Annotated in this window: 21 protein-coding genes; 10 read left to right on the plus strand and 11 right to left on the minus strand. The window is 66.4% G+C overall.

All coding sequences use genetic code 11. The features are described 5' to 3' along the window. The first annotated feature begins 21 nt into the window (after positions 1-21). The 6 genes from ACFE87_RS04990 (at position 22) to ACFE87_RS05015 (ending at position 6621) form a co-directional block, all read left to right on the plus strand. Positions 22-783 (plus strand): XRE family transcriptional regulator, encoded by a 762-nt coding sequence (locus ACFE87_RS04990; RefSeq protein ID WP_375458520.1) that lies wholly within the window; start codon positions 22-24, stop codon positions 781-783. Beyond that, positions 784-1386 carry an RES family NAD+ phosphorylase gene (locus ACFE87_RS04995; RefSeq protein WP_375458521.1) on the plus strand — a complete coding sequence of 201 codons (603 nt, stop codon included), beginning with the start codon at positions 784-786 and terminating at the stop codon, positions 1384-1386. A gap of 15 nt (positions 1387-1401) precedes the next feature. Further along, positions 1402-2304: a restriction endonuclease gene (locus ACFE87_RS05000; protein WP_375458522.1), complete on the plus strand. Its 903-nt coding sequence runs from the start codon at positions 1402-1404 to the stop codon at positions 2302-2304. A 59-nt stretch (positions 2305-2363) separates the two neighbouring features. Beyond that, positions 2364-2849, plus strand: a complete 486-nt coding sequence (locus ACFE87_RS05005) for a hypothetical protein (protein WP_375458523.1) — start codon at positions 2364-2366, stop codon at positions 2847-2849. Between the two features lie 92 nt (positions 2850-2941). Continuing rightward, positions 2942-6442, plus strand: a complete 3501-nt coding sequence (locus ACFE87_RS05010; protein WP_375458524.1) for a type ISP restriction/modification enzyme — start codon at positions 2942-2944, stop codon at positions 6440-6442. Positions 6443-6459: 17 nt separating this feature from the next. Further along, complete coding sequence (locus tag ACFE87_RS05015; RefSeq protein ID WP_375458525.1) at positions 6460-6621, plus strand: hypothetical protein; 162 nt, start codon at positions 6460-6462, stop codon at positions 6619-6621. A gap of 327 nt (positions 6622-6948) precedes the next feature. Here ACFE87_RS05015 and ACFE87_RS05020 read toward each other — a convergent pair whose 3' ends face one another. From ACFE87_RS05020 to ACFE87_RS05045, 6 genes are all read right to left on the minus strand, one after another. Then, positions 6949-7221: a hypothetical protein gene (locus ACFE87_RS05020; protein ID WP_375458526.1), complete on the minus strand. Its 273-nt coding sequence runs from the start codon at positions 7219-7221 to the stop codon at positions 6949-6951. A 165-nt stretch (positions 7222-7386) separates the two neighbouring features. Continuing rightward, positions 7387-7518 carry a hypothetical protein gene (locus ACFE87_RS05025; RefSeq protein WP_375458527.1) on the minus strand — a complete coding sequence of 44 codons (132 nt, stop codon included), beginning with the start codon at positions 7516-7518 and terminating at the stop codon, positions 7387-7389. Positions 7519-8193: 675 nt separating this feature from the next. Then, positions 8194-9567: a hemolysin family protein gene (locus tag ACFE87_RS05030; RefSeq protein ID WP_375458528.1), complete on the minus strand. Its 1374-nt coding sequence runs from the start codon at positions 9565-9567 to the stop codon at positions 8194-8196. Between the two features lie 66 nt (positions 9568-9633). Beyond that, positions 9634-10662 carry a magnesium and cobalt transport protein CorA gene (locus ACFE87_RS05035; protein WP_375458591.1) on the minus strand — a complete coding sequence of 343 codons (1029 nt, stop codon included), beginning with the start codon at positions 10660-10662 and terminating at the stop codon, positions 9634-9636. Between the two features lie 279 nt (positions 10663-10941). Then, positions 10942-12852 (minus strand): potassium transporter Kup, encoded by a 1911-nt coding sequence (locus ACFE87_RS05040; RefSeq protein WP_375458529.1) that lies wholly within the window; start codon positions 12850-12852, stop codon positions 10942-10944. Positions 12853-12891: 39 nt separating this feature from the next. Beyond that, a complete protein-coding gene (locus ACFE87_RS05045; RefSeq protein WP_375458530.1) occupies positions 12892-13038 on the minus strand; it encodes a hypothetical protein in 147 nt (48 codons plus the stop codon). 823 nt (positions 13039-13861) lie between these two features. On the opposite strand from ACFE87_RS05045, the gene ACFE87_RS05050 reads away from it, so the two are divergent. From ACFE87_RS05050 to ACFE87_RS05065, 4 genes are all read left to right on the plus strand, one after another. After that, a complete protein-coding gene (locus ACFE87_RS05050) occupies positions 13862-14143 on the plus strand; it encodes a hypothetical protein (RefSeq protein WP_375458531.1) in 282 nt (93 codons plus the stop codon). A gap of 380 nt (positions 14144-14523) precedes the next feature. Continuing rightward, a complete protein-coding gene (locus ACFE87_RS05055) occupies positions 14524-14847 on the plus strand; it encodes a hypothetical protein (RefSeq protein WP_375458532.1) in 324 nt (107 codons plus the stop codon). A gap of 1 nt (position 14848) precedes the next feature. After that, positions 14849-15796 (plus strand): 4-hydroxy-tetrahydrodipicolinate synthase, encoded by a 948-nt coding sequence (gene dapA, locus ACFE87_RS05060; protein ID WP_375458533.1) that lies wholly within the window; start codon positions 14849-14851, stop codon positions 15794-15796. 254 nt (positions 15797-16050) lie between these two features. Continuing rightward, positions 16051-16575, plus strand: a complete 525-nt coding sequence (locus ACFE87_RS05065) for a hypothetical protein (RefSeq protein WP_375458534.1) — start codon at positions 16051-16053, stop codon at positions 16573-16575. A gap of 43 nt (positions 16576-16618) precedes the next feature. On the opposite strand, the gene ACFE87_RS05070 is transcribed toward ACFE87_RS05065, so the two are convergent. Genes ACFE87_RS05070 through kdpB form a run of 5 tightly spaced genes read right to left on the minus strand, consistent with a single transcriptional unit; the run spans position 16619 to position 23264 of the window. Further along, positions 16619-17086, minus strand: coding sequence for a PTS sugar transporter subunit IIA (locus tag ACFE87_RS05070; protein WP_375458535.1), 468 nt, complete (start codon positions 17084-17086; stop codon positions 16619-16621). A 15-nt stretch (positions 17087-17101) separates the two neighbouring features. Next, positions 17102-17794, minus strand: coding sequence for a response regulator (locus tag ACFE87_RS05075; protein WP_375458536.1), 693 nt, complete (start codon positions 17792-17794; stop codon positions 17102-17104). Then, positions 17791-20499, minus strand: a complete 2709-nt coding sequence (locus ACFE87_RS05080; RefSeq protein ID WP_375458537.1) for a DUF4118 domain-containing protein — start codon at positions 20497-20499, stop codon at positions 17791-17793. The genes ACFE87_RS05075 and ACFE87_RS05080 overlap by 4 nt, the downstream gene beginning before the upstream one ends. Before the next feature lie 33 nt (positions 20500-20532). Next, positions 20533-21138 carry a K(+)-transporting ATPase subunit C gene (locus ACFE87_RS05085; protein WP_375458592.1) on the minus strand — a complete coding sequence of 202 codons (606 nt, stop codon included), beginning with the start codon at positions 21136-21138 and terminating at the stop codon, positions 20533-20535. An 11-nt stretch (positions 21139-21149) separates the two neighbouring features. Next, complete coding sequence (kdpB, locus tag ACFE87_RS05090; protein ID WP_375458538.1) at positions 21150-23264, minus strand: potassium-transporting ATPase subunit KdpB; 2115 nt, start codon at positions 23262-23264, stop codon at positions 21150-21152. Between the last annotated feature and the right edge of the window lie 13 nt (positions 23265-23277).

Below are 23277 nucleotides of genomic sequence, written 5' to 3' on the forward strand. Positions count from 1 at the left end.
CATTCGGTGAGGAGGTGCGCGATGCCGAATGTGAAGGGTAAAGCGGTCAGGCGGGTGAGCGGCCGCGCCGTCGGACCGTCCCAAGCGACGCTCACCACGGCTTTCATGACCGACGCCGGCGCGGCCCTGCCGAAAGGGGTTGCGGGCTTCACGTTCCGCGCGCCGACCAACGCGGTCGAGGTGTTCGCGGCCAGGCCGGGCAAGGTGAAGCCGTTGCTGAAGGGTTACGGCGAGGCGGTGGCGAAGAGCCGTGCGGCGGGCCGCGCCGTCAGTTTCCGGGTCGAGGTCGACCCCTCCGGTGGGACGACGGTGACGCCGCTGGAGGACGCATCGCTCGACGAACCGCCAACGCGGGTCGAGACCACTGACGCGCCCGACGACTTGGATAGCGCGCTGGGCGAGGCGCGCGCCCGGGGACGATCCCGGGCGGCCGAGATCCTCGCGGGCGAGGACATGCTGAGCGCCGACCAGTTCGCCGCCTTGTTGGGCACGACCCGGATGACGGTCAATACGAGGCGGCAGAACCAACAGGTGTTGGGGCTGGACGGGGCGAAGCGCGGTTTCCGGTTTCCGGCATGGCAGGTCGGCGATGACGGGAAGCCGTTTCCTGCCTTGGCGGCGCTATTCGAGCGCTTAAGCGGCGGCCCTTGGACGGTCTATCGCTTCCTCATGCAACGCCACCCCGAGCTGGAGGGCTTGACCGGGCGCGAGGCGCTCCGCCGGGGTAAGGCCGAGCAGGCCTTGGAGGTCGCCGACGGCATCGCCCAGGGGACCTTCGCCTGAGTGCCGGGAGCGTCGCCGACTTCCGCGTTCGCGACGGCCTCGCTCGATCTTGCCGCCGTCAGCGACGGGTTCGGTCGCATCTACGCCGGTCGCCACCCGGACCCTCTCGGCTTCGCGAAGATCCCGAGCCGTTTCAGCGATCCGCGCCGACGCGTCGCCGGCAACCGTTTCGGCGTCCTGTATCTCGGGGGTTCTCTCAAGGTCTGCTTCGTCGAAGCGCTGATCCGGGATCACGGCAACGGCCGATTAAACGACCTGCTGCTCGATGAGCGGGAGCTCGCGACGCGGAACTACGCCGACGTCGTGGCCACGGCGCCGGTGCGGTTGCTCGACCTGCGCGGCGACGGGCCTCTGCGGATGGGCATACCAAGCGACGTCGCCCGCGGCTCCGGGCAAGCCCTGTCGCGGCGATGGTCGCTGGCGTTCCACGAGCACCCGGCGGCCGTCGACGGCATCATCTATCCATCCCGTCTGAATGGCGAGACCAACCTCGCAATCTACGATCGCGCGATCGGGAAGTTTGCGGTCCGCTCCAGCGTCCCGCTGCTGAGGCAAGCGGGTCTTACCACGGTCCTTCGCGACCTGAAGGTCGGCCTGCAATGATCGTGGAGGTCGCCCATGCTGTCGTTCCGTGAAGCGCAGACGGTCGAGGATCTCGCCGACCTGCTCTACAACTTCCTCCCGGGTAGCGGGAACAACCGCACGGCCTTCCCGATCGCGGCGACGCAGGTCGGCGTCGGCGACCTGTGGGTGCCGGGAAGCAAACGCCCGTCGATCGTCCAGCTCTTAGGTTCGACGCTCGAGCATCGGCGTCATCTCTTCACGAAACTCGTGCTCGCGGTCGTCCGGCAGGCGATGACCTACCGTCGCGGCAAGGGCGACCCGCTCCGCCGCGACGAGATCGACCGCCTCAACGCCCTCCTGCCAGGCGTGTCGTTCAAAATACCCGAGCTGCTGGACCGCACGTTTCTCGACAGCCTCGCGGCTGGAAAGACCGACAACACGCCGCCGGCCTCCGCCGGGCTGAGCCCCGAGCGTGGACAGGCCCTGGCCGCGCTCCTGATGGAGATCAGCAAGCTGTCGCCGCAGGAGCGCGGGCTTCGCTTCGAGGGCTTCCTGAACGAACTCTTCGCGGCCCACGATCTGGCGCCCAGGAACGCGTTCCGGATCACCGGCGAGCAGATCGACGGGAGCTTCCGGCTCGACGGCCAGACCTACCTCGTCGAAGCCAAATGGCACGGACCCCAGATCGGGTTCGCCGACCTGATGACGTTCTCCGGCAAAGTCGGCGGCAAAGCGTCCTGGTCACGCGGGCTCTTCGTCAGCAACTCGGGGTTCACGGCCGAGGGACTGGAGGCGTTCGCGCGCGGCCGGCAAACCAACCTCATTTGCATGGACGGCCTCGACCTCTACGAGGTGCTCGCACGCCGCGTCCCGCTGACGACCGTTCTTCGCGAGAAGGACCGTCGTGCGGCGGAGACGAACCGCGCCTTCGTCGGCGTCCGAGACCTGAGTCTCTGACTGTGCGGTCCGGCTCGGCGACCGAGACCACGACGACCGGCAAGTGGGCCGAAGCCGGCGTGCCGCACCGCGGTTGGCGATGCGTCGACATCGAGGAACTCGAGGAGCAGGATCACCTCTGCGAGATGTGCGAAGCTCGGCTCGTTCGCTTCGTCCATGTGATGGAGAACGATCGCTACGACAGTGAGCTCCGTGTCGGCTGCGTCTGTGCCGGTAACATGGAAGAAGATCTTGAGGGAGCGCGTCGCCGCGAGAGCAGCTTTAAGAGTGGCCGGGCACGCAGGACCCGCTGGCTGTCGCGCAAGTGGCGCACGTCGAGTGCAGGGAACGAATATCTGAACACGACCGACGGCTTCAACGTCGTGATCTTTCGGCGAGCCGTCATTTGGGGTGCGCGCGTCGAACATCGCGCGAGCGGCCACAGCCGTTCGTCCAAACGCCCCTACGCGACATCGGACGCAGCGAAGCTCGCCGCCTTCGATGCGATGTTGGGCATGAAGCACGCCGAACCTTGGCGTCGGGCCCGGAGCCAATCGCTGGACTAGTGCTCGACCCCGTGGGGTATGGCCGATAGGGTGGACGGAGGGCGGGCAGACGGAAAGGGCGCTAGTTGTCGACGAGTCTTGCGGAAGCCTTGGTGACCTACATCGGCGATACCCGCAACCTTGAGGCGCTGCCAACCTCGACCGAGACCACCTTCTACCCCGACATACGGACGCTGCTCTCGGCCATCCTGAAAGCCGAGAAGCTGCCCTTCGATGTCCGAACCGGGACCTCTGAGAAAGGCAAGAGCAGCCACGACATGCCCGACTTCGTCCTGGGCGACGGCGCACTTTTCGTCGGCGTCTATGGTGAGGTGAAGCGCGCGACGACCAGTCTCGACGACCTGTCGGTCTCGACCGAGCAGAAGGATCAGATCGGGCGCTACCTCGCGCAGACCGGGGCAGTGCTGCTGTGCAACGTCAGGGGTTTCGGCCTGCTCACGTGCAGCGCCGGTTACGTTCGGGACGGGATCACTCCCGTTCCACCTGCGATGCGCGTCTTAGAAAAAACGGTCGACCTTTGGTCTGCGGTCTCGGGCGGAGGGAAGCCGAAGGTGGACCCGGTCGCCCTGTCGGCCTTGGTCGAGATCGTCACGAGAGCAGTCACCGACCTCGCCCTGATCGGCGCTCCGGCCGACCTCGCCAAGGTTCTCGCGCGTCAGGCTAGGGACGCCAAGGCGGCGCTGCCCGAGGACCTAAAACCGCTCAAGCCGCTTCTGGACGATTATCGTCAGGCGCTTGGGCTCGCCTTCGACGTGGATGACGAGAAGGGCGCTCGCTTCTTTCGATCGTCCCTCGTGCAATCGGTGTTCTACGCCCTCTTCGCGGCCTGGATACTTTGGGACAAGAAAGCCGACGCCGCCGCCGTGTTCGAGATCGACGACGCACACACGTTTCTGCCAATCCCGTTCCTCGACGCGCTTCTGCACGACATCCGGCATCCCGCGCGAATGAAGCATCTCGGGTTGGAGCCGCACCTGAAGCGCGCGATCCAGACGCTGAACCGCGTCGACCGCCCGCTTTTCCGCGGGCGCATGACTTTTCCGACGATCGACGGCGAAACCTCGATCGCCGCGATCACCTACTTCTACGAACCGTTCCTCGAGGCCTTTGATCCGAAGCTCCGCGAGGATCTCGGGGTTTGGTATACGCCCCCCGAAATCGTCCGCTACCAGGTGCGCCGTGTGCATCACCTACTGAAGACGGAACTCGGCCGGCCGCGCGGCCTGGCCGACCCCGAGGTCGTGGTGCTCGATCCTTGCTGCGGAACGGGCGCGTACCTGCTGGAGGTTGCGCGATGCATCGCCGAGGAGCTCATAGCCGAAGGTGACGCGACCACGGTCGGACTGGAGCTCACTACGGCTTTTCAGGAGCGCGTGATCGGATTTGAGATCCTCACGGCCCCGTTCGCGATCGCTCAGCTCCAGCTCTACCTGCTTCTCGAACAGCTCGGCGCGAAGGCCGATCCGAACCGGCGTTTGGCGGTATTTCTCACCAACGCGCTGTCCGGCTGGCACGACGCCGGCGATGTCAAGCTCAACTTCCCGGAAATGCGCGAGGAGTTCGACGCCTCGCAAAGGGTGAAGCGCGACTTCCGCGTGATCGTCGTGATAGGCAACCCGCCCTACGACCGCTTCACAGGCGCGGCGCAAGCCGAAGAGGCCGAGCTGATCGCCCACTACAAGGGCATTGAACTCGTCGAGCAGAAAACGAAGGACGGAGCCGTCAAGCTCGACGGATTTGGACGGCCGCTGATGAAGCAGCGGGGCAGCAGCCGCCTCTACGAAGAATTCGGTGTCCGCAAGCAGCTCCTCGACGACCTCTACGTTCGCTTTCTCCGTCTAGCGGAAGAGCGGATCGGCATCGCCGCCGACTATGGGGTGGTGTCCTACATCTCGAACTCGTCGTACCTGACCGGGCGCTCCCACCCGTTGATGCGCCGCTCACTCCTCTCCAACTTCCATGCCGTCTGGGTCGACAACTTAAACGGCGACAAGTACCGCACAGGCAAGATGATCCCGCGAGGCCTGCCGGGTTCAGGCACGCGAGACGACAGTGCGTTCACAACCGAAATGGATTCGCGCGGCATTCAACCCGGCACCGCGATCGTCACCTGGGTCAAGCGAACGGGCGCACCGACCGCCCCCGCTGTCACAGAGGCGCGCTATCGCGATTTCTGGGGGCCAGCAGCTTGGAAACGACAAGCGCTCATTGCCAGCCTGCCCGACGGACAGCCGCCCACGCCCGAAGCAGCGCCCAGTTACGAGAACCTTGAACCGACGGCGGAAGGAAGGTGGCGCCTCTCGCCGCGCGTGATCGAAGGTGGCTTCGAAGCTTGGCCGGCGCTGGACGAGCTCTTCGTCGACAAATTCCAAGCCGTTAACCCAAGCCGCGGATTGGAAGGCACGGTCGTCGATACCGACCGATCAGCTCTCTCGGCCCGTATGATTGATTACTTCGGGACCGACGACTTCGACACTGTAACGCAAAGCTATCCTGCGTTCGCAGTGAAGCGCGCTAACTACGAACCCGAAGCGGTGTGGAAGTCGGTGAGATCGGACGGCTACGATGAGACGCGATTGTGTCCGTATCTCACCTTCCCGTTCGACAATCGCTTTATCTACTACTCTGAGCACGCTCACCTATTGGACCGCCACAGCCCGGAGTTCGCACAGAGTAAGGACGACAACGAGTTCCTCGTGACCGTCCCGGAGCCCCGCAAGGCAAGCGAAACCTCGCCTGTGTTCTCGACCACGCTTGTCGGATTGCATGTGCACGAGCGCGGCTCGGTCGTCTTTCCCCGAGAGACGGTCAGCGATGACCTTGTGACCCATCGAGACGCCAATTTGGCGGAACCGGCATGGCGCGTATTGCGCGAACAGTTCGAGCTAGAAGGCGAAAAGCGAGACGTCGACGCCCGTACCTTCGTCGGTAAGCTCTTCCGCGTCGCTTTCGCCATCCTCCACGCGCCGAGCTATCAGGCTGAGCACAAGAGTGCGCTTGCCAGCGATTGGGCGCACCTGCCCATCCCAAAGGACGCCGATCTGCTCGACCGGCTCATGGAAGTCGGCGAGCAGGTTGCGCGTCTCCTCGACGCGAATTGCGACGCGCGCGATGTCGTGGAAGCGGTGCTCACCCCTGATCGGGCAAAGCGCCTCGGCCAGCTACGCCGATCTGATGGCGAGCAGCTCAGTCCCGATGACCTGAAGCTGACGATCACCTACTGGGGCGGCGGCAAGGGCAAGTGGGTTCCCCGCCACTTCCTCGACGATGAAGCACCCGCCGCGGCTTGGGAGACTTCGTGGGGCGAACGAACGGGCGACCTCTACCTCAACGGTCAGGCGCACTTCGCCCACGTTCCGGAAGCGGTCTGGACCTATCAGCTCGGCGGCTACCCGGTGCTCAAGAAGTGGCTCGGCTATCGTCAAGCCGATCGCCGCGACGGCAAGCCGCTCACCGAACTCGAGCGGCGCTGGCTCCGACAGATAATCCAGCGGATCGCCGCGCTCCTGTCGCTGGGACCCACGCTCGACGCCCTCTATCAGGAGGCGGCGGCCGCTAGCTTCACCGCGACCGAGCTCGGTGTTCGCACCTGAGTGCCCTGGGCGTGCTCATGCCGAACCCGGGCGTTAGGGTCGTGCCGGCCCGGCACCGCGAGCTGTTCGCGGCCGTGCTCGACGAATTGGCGGGCGGCCCGGGCCCCGTGAACGAGGTGATTGAGATCGAGCTGGCCGGGGACGAGGCCGTGATCACGCGCTACGGCCTTCCGGTCTGAACCTCACGCGCGCGCGAGGCCTCAATCCCACCCAAGTTCCATAATGTTTGTTATGCGAATGGAAGATCGGCCTCTAGAGCAATGGGCTATGAGGCCTTAGTTCCATAATCACCTCGTGCGCCCTACCCCGAAGATGGCGGCGACCCGTGAGCCGGTTATTCAGAGATGGTACGCAACCCCGGCGGGCCAGTGGTCGGGAAAGCGCTCGTAGGCGGCGATCACGACCGACTTCCACTCCGCCGTTGCCGGCAGGCCCAGCCAGCCCAGACCGGCCGCCGGGCGAGGAACTCAGCCAGCGCAGACGATCCGCCGCCGACCCTGGCGGCATCAGGATGGCCTTCGGGATCGCGTGATGGAGTCCTGCCCGCGCATCCTCAAGGCCGTCGTGCCCTCGATCCGGGTGGCTCCGCTCTTCTCCCGGGTGAGGACGAAGGGCGTCGCGTGCAGAGTGCGAACGTGGTCGGTTTCGTCGTGGAAGCCGAGCCAATTGTCGGGCACGTCACCGCGGCCGCCGCGCTCGAACGGCGCCATCGCGTCCCGGATGGCCTCCGCCGGAGACACCTCCGAGATGGGCAGCAGGACGTAGACGGCAGCGAACACCGGTCACCTTGTTCTCCGGCCAGCCTAACACGGCGTTGCCGCGGCCCGGGCGACCGGCTCTGCCGGATGGAAACCGATGAGCGAAAACGCCGTCTCTGCGGCCGTCCGGACCCGTCGATCCCGCGGGCGACGGCCCGTTTCAAGCTGGCGAAAGACGGACGCCCCTCACCCGTCCGAACCCGGCCTGAGCTGCTCGACCGCAAGGCTTCCGGCCGGCAACGCCTGGGCGAGGTGCTCGGCCGTAATGCCGAGATCGAGCCAGGTCGCCACGAGCGCGTGACCCGTGCTCGGACCCAACGACACCGGGCCCGCAGTTCGCGCGGGGCGACGCCGCTAGTCGACATCGACCGGTTGGTCTCTGCCGTCAGAACAGAACAGCTGTCGTTGCAGCGACGATAAGGAGCACGACGCTGACTGCTACAAGTATGTAGCTGAGCTTGTATCGGGGATCTGACCGCTCGTGTTTCGGCGGGGGTGAGTCGGGGTTTGGGCCTCGCCGTTTCAAAGTCTGAGTAGCTAGAACGGCTGACAAGAATACGGGTGACATGGGTCCGACCTCGAGGTTGCCTGTGAGATTTGAAAGCCGTCCAGGCAAGGCTGTACCTTCCGGCATGGCGCCTTGCGATCGCGCATTATTCGCGGCGGCGCTCGACCCGGGCTCCGACCGTCCGACTAAAAATGCCCAGGCGGCATGAAGGCCCAGGCGCGAAAAGCGACGACGCCGGCCGCCACCGCCCCTAGAAGGAAGACAGGCAGCAGCGACTCCGCAAGCGATGTTCTCTGACGGCTCGCGGTAACTCGGTCTGTATAGGACGACATGGACGTCACATTAGCGATTGATCGAAGCTCAGATGTATCTGCTGCCGTATAAAGAAGCAGCCAGGTGCCCGACTCGATGGTGTAAGCGTCTTAGGTGCTCTTGAGAGCGGATCGCCGCTGCTCGTCACCATGACAATCTCAGCAAGCGATTTTTCAGCTTGCTGGTTTGCGATCCCCCTCCCTGTCTTGGTCGATGAGCACCTTGTCGACCCGATGCCCGTCCATGTCGACAACCTCGAAGCGCCACGTGGCCTCGGGGCTGGCCCACTCAAATCGATCACCGGAACTTGGGATGTGCCCGAGCCGGAACAGGACGAACCCCGCAATCGTCCGGTATTCTCCTTCGCTGTCGTGGCTCGCTCCGATGCCGATCTGATGGAAGGCTTCCTGGATCGGCGTCGTCCCGTCCACGAGGAATGATCCATCCTCCCGCTGCTTGACCGCGCGTTCGTCTTCGCCGGCGCTGCTTTGGCCCGCGAGCGCTTCGAGGAGGTCGGTCTGGGTCACGACGCCTCGAAGCGCGCCGTACTCGTCGACGATCACGGCCATCTGGATGGCCTGATCTCGAAACGTTTCCAGCACCTGCAAGACGGTCGCGCCGTCGTGGACGACCAGCGGCTTGCGAAGCGCCGCAAGAAGCTCCTCCGTGCCGTCGCTTTCTGCTGCGGGACGCAGCTTCCCGTCCAAGTGCAGGTCGAGCAGGTCCTGCTTTCGCAGCACGCCGACGATGTCGTCGAGCGAGCCTCGCGCCACTACGATCTGCTCGTGCGGGCTTTGCCGGATCCCGCGCAGCATTGCCTCGAAGGACGTGTCGGCATCGACCCAGTAGACGTCGAGGCGCGGCGTCATGATGGCTCGGACACGGCGCTCGCCCATGCCGAAGGCCCGCTCGACGACATCCTGCTGCCCCTGCTGGACGAGCCCGGCGTCCTTGCTCGCGGCCACGAGCAGCTTCAGCTCCTCCGTCGAGTGCAGCCGCCCCTCCGCGTGGCCGGGTTCGAGGCCGCACATCCTGAGCACAGCGTTCCCGAGCCCGTTCAGGAGAAAGATCGCCGGCTTGAACAAGGTCAGGAAGAGGCCGAGCGGACGCACGATCCAGATGGCCACACGCTCCGGCCGCTGGATCGCGAGGCTTTTCGGCGCCAGTTCGCCCAGCACGATGTGGAAGACGGTGATGAGCGCGAAGGCGACACCGACCGCGACCGCGTGCGAGGCGGCCTGAGCCATGCCTCCGAGCCCCGCCAGCCATGGCTCGATGAGATGTGCGAGGGCCGGCTCGCCAATCCAGCCGAGCGCGAGCGACGATATGGTGATGCCGAGCTGCGTCGCCGCAAGGTTGGCGTCGAGGTTGTCGACGGCCCGGCGCAGGACCTTGGCGGTCGAGTGCCCCTGCCCTTCGAGTTCCTCGACCCGGCTACGGCGCATGCCGACGAGCGAGAACTCGGCGGCGACGAAGAAGCCGTTGGCGGCCACGAGACCGAGCACCGCCAGCAGCTTGGCGCCGACGAAGAGCGGGCTGTCATCCATGATCGAACTTTCCCGCGCGAGCGAGGCGGATACAAACGGCGTCGGGGCGCGAGTTCTGGAGCGGGGCTAGAGCCACCCGTTACGCCGGAATCGCCAGAACAGGCCTCCGCAAATGGCCGTGATGCCGGCGAGCACCGCGTAGTAGCCGTACCGCCATTTCAGCTCCGGCATGTAATCGAAGTTCATGCCGTAGACGCCCGCGATCGCGGTCGGGACCGCCAGGATCGCCGCCCAGGCAGCAAGCCGCCGCGTGGTCGCGGTCTGCTGCGCCTGACCCATCATGAGGTTCGCCTCGAACGCAAAGGCGAGCACCTCGCGCAGGCTGTCGATGTCTTCCTGGACGCGGTGCACGTGGTCCGTCACGTCCCGGAACAGCGGCTGCATCTCCGGGTCGATCGACAGGACCTCGGCATGCTCCAAGCGCCGGCAAACATCGACGAGCGGTACGACAGCGGTGCGCAGGCGCAGCAGGTCGCGACGCAGCAGATAGAGGCGCTCGACCTGCTCCTGCGCCAGGGTCAGTTTGAGGATTCGGTCCTCGATTGCGTCGACCTCGGTCCGGATGCTGTCCACCACCGGGCGGTAATCGTCGACGATGAAGTCGAGCACGGCGTAAAGGATGTAATCCTCCCCGTGCGACAGCGTCGTCGGGCAGGATTCCGCGCGCAGCCGCACGGCCCCGTATGATCGGGAAGCCCCGTGTCGGACGGAGACGACGTAGCCGCCCCCGATGAAGAGGTGCGTCTCGCCGAAGGCGATGCCACCGGCATCCACCATCTGGGCGGTCCGGGCGACGATGAACAGCGCATCGCCGTACTGCTCGAGCTTCGGCCGCTGATGCGCCTTGTGGGCGTCCTCGATCGCGAGATCGTGCAGCCCGAACTGACGCTGAACGCGCGTCAGGAGCTCGTCCGTCGGCTCGTAGAGGCCGATCCAGACCACGTGGCCGGGGTTCCCAAGCCACGCGGACGCTTCCTCGATCGCGGCAAGCTCGGCGACTTTGCGGCCGCCCGCATAAACGCTGGCCGCGATCACGCCAGGGGTCCCTCCCGGTGGCGCCGGCTCGTGCGCGTCTCGGCTAGGCTCGGCCTGCACCTCGGGATGCAGTGCCCCCCCGCGCGGCTGCGCTCGCGTCCCGGCCGCTTTGGGCGGGCTATTTGTTCGCGTGGCGATGGATGTCATGCACCTGGATCCCTCCCTCCTCAGCACTGGCATGTTCAGCCACTCTCGTCGGCGGAGGGTCTTCTTGGTGTCCTGGTCTCCGGCCCGCCAGTGCTCGCGCGGCGAAGGTGCGTGCGATCGCGAGATCGATCCGTCTGGTCGAGCCGGTGACGGTCGCGTTCGTGCGTTCGAGAAGCATGCGTCCGCTCTATCCTAGAGTTCCACCCTGGTTCCGAGCTCGACGACGTTCTCTGTCGGGATCAAGTAGTATTCGGGCGCGCTGACCGCGTTGCGCGTGAGAAACCCGTAAAGAGCCGCCTGCCAGCGGTTGAGGTCGGGCCTGATCGTCGGAACCGGCAGCTCGCGTCCGAGGAAGAAGGACGTGTCCTTCAGCTCGAAGGAGAGTTCGGTCGCCCCCGCGTTTTGGAGCGCCGCCAGCACGTCGGGCTTCTCGAAGAAGCCGAAGCGCAGCGTTACGCCCCAGAAGCCCTTGGTCAGCGGCGTGATCGTGACACGCTCGGCGTCGGGCACGGTCGGCACGCGCTGGACGTCGACGTTGAGGAGCACCACGCATTCGTGCAGCACCTTGTTGTGGCGCAGGTTCAGGGCCAGCGCCGACGGAACCGTGTCGCGCCGCGATGTCATGTAGACAGCCATGCCCCGCACCCGCGGCCAGGCGTCCGGGTCCAGGCGCTCCAGGAACTCGGGAAGGGCGGTGTTCTCCTCCCCCAGGCGCTCGATGACCGTCTTGCGGCCACGCCGCCATGTCATCATGAGCGCGAGGATGAGCGCGCCGAGCACGAGCGGGAACCAGCCGCCGTGCGGGATCTTCGGCAGGTTCGCGACGAGGAAAGTGACGTCGACCAGGAAGAAAGCGCCGGTCACGGCGAGCGTCAGGGGAAGGCTCCAGCCCCAGCGCTGATGGGCGACGACGCCGGCCAGGATCGTCGTCGAGAGCATCGTCGACACGACGGCGATGCCGTAGGCGCTGGCCAGCGCCTCCGACGTGCGGAACCCGAGGACGAGCGCGACGACGCCGATCGCGAGCAGCCAGTTGATCTGCGGGACGTAGACCTGCCCGATCGCTGACGAGGAGGTCTGCCGTATCTCCAGCCTCGGCAGCAACCCGAGTAGGGTCGCTTGCTGGCTCAGCGTGAACGCGCCGGAGATCAGGGCCTGGCTCGCGATGACCGTCGCTGCCGTCGCGAGCGCGACGACGGGGTAGAGGGCCCATGTCGGGAACATCAGGAAGAAGGGATTGGCGGCCGCCGCCGGGTTGGCGAGCACGAGCGCGCCCTGGCCGAAATAGTTCAGCGCCAAGGACGGCAGGACGAGCGCGAACCAGTCGAGCCGAATGGCGTCGCGGCCGAAATGGCCCATGTCGGCGTAGAGCGCCTCGGCGCCCGTCACGGCCAGAAACACGGAGCCGAGCACGACGAGCCCGGTCCAGCCGTTGCCGCCGAGGTAGCCGACGGCATGGACGGGGTTCAGCGCCCTGAGCACGCCCGGGTTGCCGAAAATATGCCAGAGCCCGATCAGCGCCAAGGTCACGAAGTAGACGGCCATCACGACGCCGAAGAGGCCGCCGATCCGCCCGCTGCCGTAGCTCTGGACGGCGAACAGACCGACCAGGATGACGAGCGCAATCGGCACGACATACGGTTCGAAGAGAGGTGTCGCGATCGACAAGCCCTCGATCGCAGACAAGACCGAGATGGCGGGCGTGATCACGCCGTCGCCGTAAAGCAGCGCCGCGCCCGCCACTCCGACCGCTAGGAGCAGCTTGCGCCGGCCCTTCTCGCTCACCTTGGGGAGCGCCAGCGCGAGGAGCGCCATAATGCCTCCCTCACCCTGGTTGTCGGCCCGCATGACGAAGAGCAGGTACTTGAGCGTCACGACGACGATCAGCGCCCACACGATGAGCGACAGGATGCCGAGCACGGCCGCCTCGCTCGCGGCCGCGCTGCCGCCGGCCGACTTCAGGCTCTCCTTGAATGCGTAGAGCGGGCTCGTGCCGATGTCGCCGTAGACGACGCCGAGGGCCCCGAGGAGGATGCCGGCCCGAGCTTTGGAGTAAGGCGACGCAGGTAGAGCGAGTTTCAAGTCGGTTACAGAAGAATGCATGGCGGAAAGGCGTCCAGGATTGTGATCGGAAGTTCGCCCTCACCCGCTGCGGAAGGCAGAAACGGCGATGAGAAGCAGGACAAACACGGCCGCGAGCCCGACGATCAACATCATGAGGCGGATCTCTGAACCGCCTTTGGTGCGACCACGCGTTCGGCGCGCGAAATCTCGCATCTTCTGCAACATGCTTATCTGCTGAGGCGGTGCGTGCTGCAGCTCAGCCAAGGCCGCTTATGTTGGCTCGATAGGACTGACAGGGTGGCGACCCACAACAGCGTTGACCCAGGCATGACCGCCTCAGAGAAATGGAAAGGGCGACACGCCGGTCTTACAAGGGCCGACATAAAGGATCGCGAGGGAAGACGACGGTCTCTTATAAAGGCGACGTGAAGAAGACCGCCCGCAGCAGATAGCCCGAGGTCTCTGGACCAATTGCCAGAGGCCTAGCCTCCTGTCGTCTTGCTCTGGTCAGCACCGCAAACGTTGACGCATTAGGCCTCGCGGCCCCGTCGATCCTTTATATCGCCTGCCCTACCTTCGTCAGTCGAAGGCGCTCTATGTCTTCAGAGCGGGTGCGTCGGATGGATCACGGAATGGACTCGCCCAGCGTAACCGCCACGCGTGACGTCGCGCTGGGCCAGGTTGTGCGGAGTCACGCCCTACTCGGCTTGGTCGTTCTGAGCCTTGTCGTCATCCTTATCTGTGTGCGGCTGTTCTGAGGCCGGCAAGCATGTCGACAGCGGCTAAGGCGGCAGGGTCGGCTCGGCGCTGGGTCGCCCTCCGCGTGTTCGCACTCGCTCTGGCGGGTGTCGCGGCGCTCTCAGCTACGACGTTCCTGTTTGCCTTGGTGGCGCGTGCTCTCGGGTTCGTGGACTGACGATGGCCTGCGAACTCAAGGCGCAAGCCGGACGGAGGCCGGAGCTCCAGTAGGGCGCCGGGCACTCCGTTGCGATCTCACATCAGACCTGTTGCCGCGACATGCGGCCGTTGCGGCTTCGAGTGCCGATCCATGACGAACGGTGAGGTTACGGTGGCGTATCCGGACCGCGCGAAATGGTCGAAGCTGTGCTGGGATCATCCAGCGGCGAAGGATCCGTTCGCCTGTCGGGAGCTGGCCAGAGCGCTCACCCAGACCGTCCGAAAAGGCAATCGGGCGAACGACGATCCGGAAGCCTCGGGGGCGGAGCGACGCGGCGCAGGAGCCAGCGTTCCGCATCCGCGCTCCGCCACGACCCAGCGTGACATGAGCGCCTTAGTGTCCGCCGACGAACACGTCGCGCAGAGCTGGTGAAGCGGCACACATATCCCAGACCGAGCCAGCACCCTCGGTCTTTATGCCGAAGGCTCGTCGTCTCTCTCGATCGTTCACGCGACTACGCCGATCTTCTGCGATGCGGCCCAGACAGCGGGTCGCGCCGCAACGCTGGTTTCTATGTCTTCGCACTTGCAGCACTCGCCGTCTCCCGCCGGCTCGGCGTCGCCCGTCCCGAGCTTCATTATCGGCCGTGATCCAGAAGGGCGTTGGGTGGCGTTCGAGGAGCATGGTCGAGCAGGCGGCCTGTTCAGAACCAAAGACGCAGCGACTCATTACGCCGCTTTCGAGACGGGTCACAGACCCGGCGCGGTGCGCCTCGCGCTCGAGCCGGTCTCGCTTCGACTCTGAAGACGTCGGTGCCGTCCGATCTGCCGACCGGCCGGCACCTCTCGCCGGAGGAGGCGGCCATCGCGATCGCACAGCTGGCGGCCGCGCGCTCGCTCCTCGTCATCAGGCGCTTCGCGTACAAGCTCGGCTTCTTCGTTCTGTTCTCGGCCATCGCAGCGATCTTCGGTCAAGGGTTCCTTCGGCATCTTGCATCCTTTGCTCTAATTTCGGCGATGCTATCGATCGTGCTCGCACAGTCCCAGCACGAGCGAATTTGGGCGCGGTATTACACGTCGTTCGACGAAGCAGTCTGGTTCTTGTTGCTCTCCTTCATCGTGCGAGCTTACGCGTAACATGACGTCGTTATCGGGATTGATCACCGCTTTGGCGACGCCATTCACGGTCGACCGGCCGGATCTGCGAGCGTTCGCGGACTTCGTCGAGTGGCAAATCCAGGAGGGCAGCAGTGCGCTGGCGCCGTGCGGAGTCACGGGTGAGGCGCCGACGCTGACCTCGTTCGAAGCGGACCAACTCATCCGAACCTGCGTGGAGGTGTCATCGGGCCGCGCCCTGGTGCTTGTGGGTGTCGGGTTCAACTGTACGCGCCGCAGCGTGGAGGCGGCCGAGGCTGCTCGTGTCGCCGGCGCGGACGCCGTCCTGGTTGCGACACCCGCCTACAACAAACCCACGGAGGAGGGCCTCTACCGACATTTCGAGGCCATCGCACGGGCCGTCGACCTGCCGCTCGTCGTGCACAATGCTCCGGCTCGAACGCGTGTCGACCTGCATCCGGAGACCCTGCGGCGCTTGTCCGGCATCAGCTCCGTCGTTGGCATTATCGACGGCTCTGGCGACCCGATGCGCCCGCACGCGATCTCGCTCGCCACGGACGACCGCCTCGTCCAACTCGCCGACGGCGACGCCGCACCGGTCGCGTTCAACCTGGCTGGGGGCCGAGGGTGCCTCTCGGTACTGGCGAACGTGGCGCCACGGGCTTGCGCGGCGTTGCAGGCCGCGTGCGTGACCGCCGACTGGACCCTCGCCAGCGCGCTGGAACGGACCCTTCGACCGCTGGCGCAGGCGCTCGATCTCGAGACGGACCCGGCCCCGGTAAAGCACGCGCTGTCCCGCGTCCGCGGCGGGTTCAGCCCTGCCCTCAGGCTTCCACTCGTCCAGGCCTCGGCTGCAACGGCGCGGGCGGTGACCGAAGCGCTGGACGGGCTCGTCGCGATGAACGTGGCGCCAATCGCCGGGACAGCCGACCTTTCCGCGGGCTTGAGACCAGCGTCGGCTGCGGCATGAGCGACGAGGAGATCGAGGAGATTGGCCAGAGACTGGCGAGAGCCAGAACAGCCAACGAGCTTGCCCCCAGGCGCGAGTGCGATCTCCGGAGGATCGATTCGCTTGATAGCGCGGCCGCGGTGCAAACCGCGGGCGCGCTCGCCTTCAGGTCCACCCGGATCGGTCGGACCCTCGCGGCCACGACTCCGATCACCTCCCGCCTCCTTCGCTGCGACCACCCCATCGCGGGCCCGATCTTTAGCGAAGATCGACTGGTGTCCGGCTCGACGCTCCCGGTTCGGTCCTCGATGCTGGGCATTGGCGCCGGGTTCTCGTTCGTGTTCGGCCGCTCCTATCCGGCTGAGGGCGAGTTGGTCGGCCGGGACACTCTTCTTAGCGCGATCGCATCCTGCCATGTCGGCCTTCAGGTTCTCGGACGCCGAGTGCCAGGTGACACGCCGTTGAACGAGTGGACGGCGACGGCCGATTTCGGCCTGGCCGAGGCCTTCATCGAAGGACCAAGGGTCGAGAACTGGCGCGACAGGGACCTCGGAAAGGCAACGATACTCTTGAGGCTGGATGGTCACGTTTGCGCGGCTGGCGAAGGCCGCGACACGCTCGGAGGTCCGTTCGACGCACTGGTCTGGCTTGCTCGCCGGCTGGACGAGGGTGGTGGGTCGATCGAGGCCGGCGACATCGTGGCGAGCGGCAGCTGCACGGGGTTGGCTCAGATGACTCCGGGGGCAGTCGCGACGGGCGACTTCGGCAAGCTCGGGGCTGTCAAGCTTCGACTTGGGTGAGCGAACCTCACATCCTGCCGAGCGCCTTCGGCGGACCTTGTCTCTACGCACCGGCCGGGCGGTCGGCGAAAAGGGCGAATGCTTCGAGTGCGCCTTTCGAGCGCCGCAGGGCGGCCGCGATGCGCTCGTCCCTCAGTTTTCGCGAAACAGAGGCCAGCGCGCCGAGATGCGCTCCCGTCGACCCGATCGGGAGCAACAGCAGGAAAATGAGATCGACGGGTCGGTCATCGACCGAGCCGAACTCCGTTGGGGTCTTTAGGGTGGCGAGCAACCCGAACGGCCTATCGATCTCGGCAAGGCGTGCGTGGGGGATTGCGATCCCCTCCCCCATCCCGGTCGAGCCAAGCGCCTCGCGCGCAAGAAGAGCCTCGCGGATCAGCTTGGACGACACCGAGAGTGCCTGGCCGGCCTGATCCGCCAGGTCGCTTAGGAGGCGACGCTTATCCGATGCGCGCAGCCCGACATGGACGTTCGCCGGGTCGAGGAAGTCTTCGACGTGGATGGAAGGCATGTTGTCGTTGCTCGATCAATCCGGCGCGCGAAGGCGGTAACCGACACCCGTTTCGGTCAAGATGTATTCCGGCCGGTCCGGGTTCGGCTCCAGCTTGGAGCGCAACTGCCGAACGTAGACACGGAGATACTGGGTATCCGCCCCGCCGCCCCAGACCTCGCGCAAGAGGTGCGCGTGCGTCAGAACCTTGCCGGCGTGGTGCACCATGGCCCGGAGCATCTCGTACTCCTTCGGGGACAGCTTCACCTCTCGGTCGCCGACCTTCACGATGCGGCGGACGAGGTCGACCGATAGCTCGCCCACCCTGAAGATCGGTCGCTCGCCCTGCGCCTGGATGCGATGGCGGAGCGCCGCTCGCATGCGGGCGAGGAGCTCGTTCACTCCGAACGGCTTGGTCACGTAGTCGTCGGCGCCGAGATCAAGCGCTTCCACCTTGCCCTTCTCGTCTTCGCGGCTGGACAACACGATGACCGGCAGGCTCTCGTGCTTCTCGCGGATGATGCGCAGGAGATCGTGGCCAGCGATGTCCGGCAGCCCGAGATCGAGGATGATGAGGTCCGGGACCTCCCGCGCCAGCGCCTCCATGGCGGTTCGGCCGTTGGTGGCGTCGATCGTCTGATAGCCCTGGGTGGTCAGCCCCGTGCGCAACAGCTTCCGGATGGGCGGTTCGTCGTCGATGACCAGGATCCGGATCGGGGGGGCGCTCATGCGGCGGTGTCCAGCTCTCGCGTCTCTGCCGGCACAGGGAGCCTCAGGGTGAACACGGCTCCGCTCCGGTCCGTCCGGTTTCCGGCAGTGATCGTGCCGCCCAGGGCTTCGACGAAGCCGCGCGAGATGGCGAGGCCGAGGCCTGTACCGGCTCGGACCGTGTCGGACTTCCGGGCGCGGTAGAACTTGTCGAAGATGCGCTCGACCTCCGCCTCGGGAAGGCCGGCGCCTTCGTCCAGGACCTGCAGGCAGAGCGAGCCGTTCTCGCGCCAGCTCTCGATGCGGATCGTAGACGCCTCGTTGGCGTACTTCGCGGCGTTATCCAGGAGGTTGAACAGGACCTGCTCGAACAGCACGGCGTCGAGGTTCAACATGGGCAGGTCCGCCGCGAGCTCGACCTCCACGCGGTGCTGCGCCAGGATCTTCGAGGCCCGCGCAAGCGCCGAGCCGACGATCTCGCTCACGTCGTGAAGCGCGAGGTTCGGCGCGACGGCGCCGGCCTCGAGCTTCGTCATGTCGAGAAGGTTGGCAATGAAGCGGTTGAGGCGCTCCGATTCGTCCACGATCGTGCCGATCAGCTCCGCCTTGTCGGCGGGTGCCAGTTTGTCGTCGAGGTCGCGCAAGGTGCCGCCCGCGCCCAGGATGGCGGCCAGCGGCGTCTTCAGGTCATGCGAAATCGAGGTGAGGAGGGCCTGCCTGAGGCGGTCCGTCTCCGCCGCGAGCTTCGCGCGATCAAGGTCCTCGACGAGATGCACTCGCTCTAGGGCGAGCGCCCCCTGATCGGACAGGGCGTCAAGCAGGCGGCGGCCATCAGGGGAGAGCATCGTGCCTGGTCGATCGCTATCGAGCCCGATCACCCCCACGACGCCGCGCCCAGTACGCATCGGCAGGAACAGGCGCTGACCTCCGGGCAAGGTGTCGGCTCCCCGGCCCGCCGGCGTCGCGTTCTCGAGCGTCCACTTGGCCGCTGCGATGTCAGCCGCATCGAGCGTGTCCTCTGGCGGGTAGGCGGCCTTGACGGCGAGCCCGTCCTGACCGGGCAGCAGCAAGACGACCCGAAGCTTTAGCGTAGCGGCCATCTGGTAGGACGTCGTGTAGAGCACGTCGTCCAGCGTGGCGCAGGCGGCGAGCTTGCGGCTGAACCCGTAGAGGGCCTCGGTGGTGCGGACCCGCGACTGCGAGGCGACCGCCTGGTCGCGGGCCCGCGCCGCGAGGTTCGACACGATGACGGCCACGATCGCGAAGAAGAACAGGGCCGCGACGTTGACCGGGTCGGCGATCGTGAACGTCCAGGTCGGCGGCAGGAAGAAAAAGTTGTAGGCGAGCGACGCCAACAGGACGGCAAAGAGCGACGGCAGCAGTCCGAACCGGACCGCCACGCCCACCACGGCCGTGAAGAAGACCAGGTCGACGCTCTCCAGTCCGATATAGGGCCGGACCGCGAGGCTCACGCCGAGAGCAATCGCGATCGCCACCGCCGCGAGACCGTATGGGCGTGGATCGCGCGAGCCCGCCGCCGCGGGTGCCTCCGCCGCCGGGCCAGCTCCGGCCTGCAGGTCTTCCCCGGCGATGACATGTACGCTGATGTTGCCGCTCCGTCGCACGAGGTCGTGCACGACGGAGCCGTTAACGATCTCGAACAATCGTGAGCGGGTCGACTTGCCGGTCACGATCTGGGTCGCGTTCACGTCCCGTGCGTAGGCCAGGATGTCGTCCGCGAGCCGACGCGAGCCGCCCGGCAGGTTCACGGCTTCGCCCCCGAGTTGCTCGGCCAGCCTGAGCGTCTCGGCGATCCGATCGCGCGCCGACTCGGGCAGTCGCAGCGACCGGGCGTTCTCGATGGCGACCGCACTCCAGGGTGCCCGGAGCCGGTCGGCCAGTCGTTTGGCGTATCGCACGAGGCCAGGCGCTCGGGGATCTTCGCTGATGCAGACGAGCACGCGCTCGCCCGCCGCCCAGGGGCCCTCGATCGCGTGCTCGCGCATGTGCGAGACGAGCTGCTGGTCGACGCGCTGCGCCGTCCGCCGGAGCGCCAGCTCGCGCAGCGCGGTGAGGTTGCCGGGCGAGAAGTAGTGCTTCAGCGCCCGTTCGGCATGCTTGGCGACGTAGACCTTGCCGTCGCGCAGCCGCCGGATGAGGTCGCCCGGCGTGAGGTCGATCAGCTCGATCTCGTCTGCCCCGTCGATGATGCGGTCCGGCACCGTCTCCCGGACCCTGATCCGGGTGATCTGGGCGACGACGTCGTTCAGGCTCTCGACGTGCTGGATGTTGAGGGTGGTGTACACGTCGATGCCGGCGCCCAGCAGTTCCTCGACGTCGAGATACCGCTTCGGGTGCCGGCTGCCGGGCGCGTTGGTATGGGCGAGCTCGTCTACCAGGACGAGCTGCGGCCGCCGCCCCAGCACGGCGTCCAGGTCCATCTCGTCGAGCTCGCGTCCCTTGTAGTCGAGCACGCGGCGCGGCAGCAGCTCGAGCCCCGCCAGCAAGGCCTGGGTCTCGGCCCGACCGTGGGTTTCCACCACGCCCACGATCACATCGACGCCGTCGCGCCGTCGCGCCTGAGCGCTCTGGAGCATCTCGTAGGTCTTTCCGACACCCGGTGCCGCCCCCAGGAAGATCTTGAGGCGGCCTCGGTCCCTGGACTCGCGCCGCGCCGCCGCCAACAGGGCGTCCGGTGACGGACGTTTCTCGCGGCTATCCGGCATAGCGACGGGGCTGGCTGATCAGCGACCTACGGTTCACCGCGCGCCGGCGCCGTCGAGCGCAAGATTGAGCGCCAGCACGTTCACGCGCGGCTCGCCCAAGAGGCCGAGGGTTCGGCTTTCCGTGTGGTCTGCGAGGAGCCGGCGAACGCGCTCCTCCGGCAGGTTGCGGGCGCGAGCTACACGTGGCACCTGGAACAGGGCCGCCTCAGGCGTGATGTGCGGATCGAGTCCTGAGCCGGATGTCGTTACGAGATCGGCCGGCACGGGGGCGGCCGGGTTTTGCGCCTTGCGGGTCTCGATATCGCCTTTAATCCGCTCAACCAGGGCGGCGCTTGTCGGGCCGAGGTTCGATCCGGCGGAGTTGGCGGCGTTGTAGGGCGCGGAGATCGTCTTGGAAGGGTCGGCCGGATCGGCAGCGCTCGTGGCCGAGGGCCGGCCGTGGAAGTAGCGCTCGTGCGCGAAGGCCTGCCCGATCAGCTCGGAGCCAACGACGGTGCCGTTTCGCTCGATCAGGCTGCCGGCAGCCTGCCTGGGGAAAAGGACGCCCGCGATGCCGGTCATCGCGAGAGGATAGGCGAGCCCCGTGATGAGGGCGAGCGCCGCGAAGAGCACGAGGGCGGGGCGAAGCTGCGCGAGCATGGTCATGGTCCTCAAGCGAGGTGGAGGGCGCTGACCGCGAGGTCGATCAGCTTGATGCCGACGAACGGGACGATGATGCCGCCCAGGCCATAGATCAGCAGGTTGCGCCGCAGCAGAGCGGCTGCACCAACGGCGCGGTAGCGCACGCCCTTCAGCGCGAGAGGGATTAGAGCCACGATGATGAGCGCGTTGAAGATGATGGCGGACAGGATCGCGCTCTGCGGCGAGGCGAGCCCCATGACGTTCAGCGCGCCGAGCTGCGGATAGAAGGCCAGGAACATCGCCGGGATGATAGCGAAGTATTTGGCGACGTCGTTGGCGATCGAGAAGGTGGTGAGCGCGCCGCGCGTCATCAGCAGCTGCTTGCCGATCTCGACGACCTCGATGAGCTTGGTCGGGTCGGAGTCGAGGTCGACCATGTTGCCGGCCTCGCGGGCCGCGACCGTGCCGGTGTTCATGGCCACGCCGACATCGGCCTGGGCGAGCGCGGGGGCGTCGTTGGTGCCGTCGCCGCACATGGCAACGAGCTTTCCCTTCGCCTGCTCTTCCCGGATCAGCGCGAGCTTCATTTCGGGCGTCGCCTGGGCCAGGAAGTCGTCGACGCCCGCCTCGGCCGCGATGGCGGCCGCGGTCATCGGGTTGTCGCCCGTGATCATGACGGTGCGGATGCCCATCCGGCGCAGCTCGCCGAAGCGCTCGCGGATGCCGCCCTTCACGATGTCCTTGAGGTAGATGACGCCAAGGAGCCGGCCGTCCCGCGAGACCGCGAGCGGGGTGCCGCCCAGCTTCGCGATTTCCTCGGCGATGGCCTGGACCTCGCGCACCTGGTCGGGACTTACGCGTGACCTCAGCGCCTGCACGGCGGCGCCGGCCGCAACCGACCTGCCCGAAGTGTCGACATGGGCGAGGATGGCCTCAACGGCGCCCTTGCGGATCGACATGTTAGGTCCGTCGACGCCGCTCATCCGGGTTTGGGCCATGAACGGCACGAAGGTGATGCCGAGCTCGCCCATCTCACGGCCCCGGATGCCGTGCTTCTCCTTCGCCAGGACAACGATCGACCGTCCCTCGGGCGTCTCGTCGGCCAGGGATGCGAGCTGGGCTGCGTCGGCGAGCTCCGCCTCTGTCACGCCGCGGATGGGCCGGAACTCGGTCGCCTGGCGGTTGCCGAGCGTGATCGTGCCGGTCTTGTCGAGAAGAAGGGTGTCGACGTCGCCGGCCGCCTCGACGGCGCGGCCCGACATCGCGAGCACGTTGAAACGCACGAGCCGGTCCATGCCGGCGATGCCAATCGCGGACAGGAGCGCCCCGATCGTCGTCGGGATCAGGGTCACGAAGAGCGCGACGAGCACGATCACCGGGATCGCCCCGCCTGCATAGGCCGCGAAAGACGGGATGGACGCGACCGCGAAGACGAAGATGATCGTCAGCCCGGCGAGCAGGATGTTGAGCGCGATCTCGTTCGGGGTCTTCTGCCGTGACGCGCCCTCGACGAGGGCGATCATGCGGTCGATGAAGGTCGAGCCGGACGCGGCCGTGATGCGGACGCGGATCCAGTCGGACAGGACCTGCGTGCCGCCGGTCACGGCCGAGCGGTCGCCGCCGGATTCCCGGATCACGGGCGCGGACTCGCCCGTGATCGCCGCCTCGTTCACGGACGCGACGCCCTCGATCACCTCGCCGTCGGACGGGATTATGTCGCCCGTCTCGACGAGCACCACGTCGCCGACCTTCAGGCTCGTGCCAGAGACCAACTTGTAAGCGGATCGGTCTCCGCCGACGCTCGCGCCCGAGCCGGTCAGCACCTTGGCCTGCGTCTCGGTGCGCGTTCGCCGCAGCGAGTCGGCCTGCGCCTTGCCGCGACCTTCCGCGACGGCCTCAGCGAAGTTCGCGAACAGGACCGTGAACCAAAGCCAGAGGACGAGCTGGAACGAGAAGGCGAGGTTGGCGCCACCGGTGGTGAGGTCGCGCAGGAACAGGATCGTGGTCAGCACGGCCACGACCTCGACCACGAACATGACGGGGTTCTTGGCCATGAGGCGGGGATCGAGCTTGCGGAAGGCTCCACCCACCGCGGGTCCGACGATTGCCGGGCTAAAGATGCTGATCTGGTTCGGATGCGACATGGACGAACTCCGG

The organism is uncultured Enterovirga sp., assembly GCF_964242715.1.
In the GTDB taxonomy this organism is placed as follows: Bacteria; Pseudomonadota; Alphaproteobacteria; order Rhizobiales; family Beijerinckiaceae; genus Enterovirga.